Raw genomic sequence first — 1193 nt, forward strand, 5'->3', positions numbered from 1 at the left:
TGCAGTAACCACGCGCCTTTCTCGCAGTCCCGTCTGCAGCACACACCTGAGTATCGCTCGTCGTTCTGCCATCTCTCCCCACACTTTCGTATCCTGCGACGCAACATCCGGCATTTGCCTGCGATAACAATCCAGCGAGGTCCAACATCCAACCCGCCACCTCACTGGAGCCCACCATGACTCGCCCCCGTCGTCATGTCGCAGATCAGGTCGTCGCCCTGACCCGTCGTACCGTCGAGGGACGTTTTTTTACCCGCCCGGATGCCAACATCAACGCTGTCGCCGCCTATGAGTTTGCGCGCTCCGCCAGCCGCAGCGGCGTTGTGGTGCACGGCGCGGTGGTGATGTCGAACCACGTGCACATCGTGCTCACCGACCCACAGGCGCGCAGATCGGACTTTATGCGCGACGCGATGGCCGGCTTCACCCGGGCTCGAAACAACTTCTTCGGTCGCACGGGCAGCCTCTGGGACACCAATCGCTCTTACTGCGATACGGTGCTGCTCGATCGGGAGGTCTTTGAGATTCAGCTGCTCTATGTCTTGCTCAACCCGGTCAAAGCCGGGCTCGTTCGGCGAGCTAAAGACTGGCCGGGCTTTAAGATCATGCCCTCGGACTGGGAGAAGCCGATGCTGGTCGAGCGCCCGGCAGCCTACTACGGAGATGACCAGCCGGAGGCCTTCGAGTTCATCCCCAGACGCCCGCCGGGCTATGATGCTATGACGCTGGAGGAGGTCGTCGCACATTTTGAGAAGCGATTGCGCGAGGCCGAGAACGAGATTCACCGCCAGATGAAAAAGCAACGCCGCCGATTTCTGGGTGTGAAAGGCGTGCTGGCCACCGATCCCCTCAGCTGCGCGAAAGAGAAGAGACGACGTCGGGAGGCCGCCCCCCGCTATGCGGCGTATCATCCAGCGCTGCTCGATCAGGCCATTGTCCGTGAGCGCGCTTTTCGCAGCGCCTACGCGCAGGTGCGCGAGCGCTGGGTCCAGGGAAAAAAGCGCTGTGTCTTTCCCAACGGCACGCTCTGGCTTCGGCGAAACGCGCCGGTGAAGTGCCGCGAGCACGACCCCTGGGAGGCGGGACTGGCGGCGAATTACGTGCCCCACAGCTCGGACAGCGCGACCGGGGTCGACGCACTGGCCGGATAAGTCGTTAAATGTTCTTTTCGGCGAAGAGGGCGAAGACGTTGT

Annotated in this window: 1 protein-coding gene; it reads left to right on the plus strand. The window is 62.1% G+C overall.

What is annotated here, in order from left to right; genetic code table 11:
* Positions 1–176 precede the first annotated feature (176 nt).
* Positions 177–1151, plus strand: coding sequence for a hypothetical protein (locus EA187_RS20195; RefSeq protein WP_127781485.1), 975 nt, complete (start codon positions 177–179; stop codon positions 1149–1151).
* Positions 1152–1193: the final 42 nt, after the last annotated feature.

It is taken from the genome of Lujinxingia sediminis, assembly GCF_004005565.1.
Taxonomy (GTDB): Bacteria; Myxococcota_A; Bradymonadia; order Bradymonadales; family Bradymonadaceae; genus Lujinxingia; species Lujinxingia sediminis.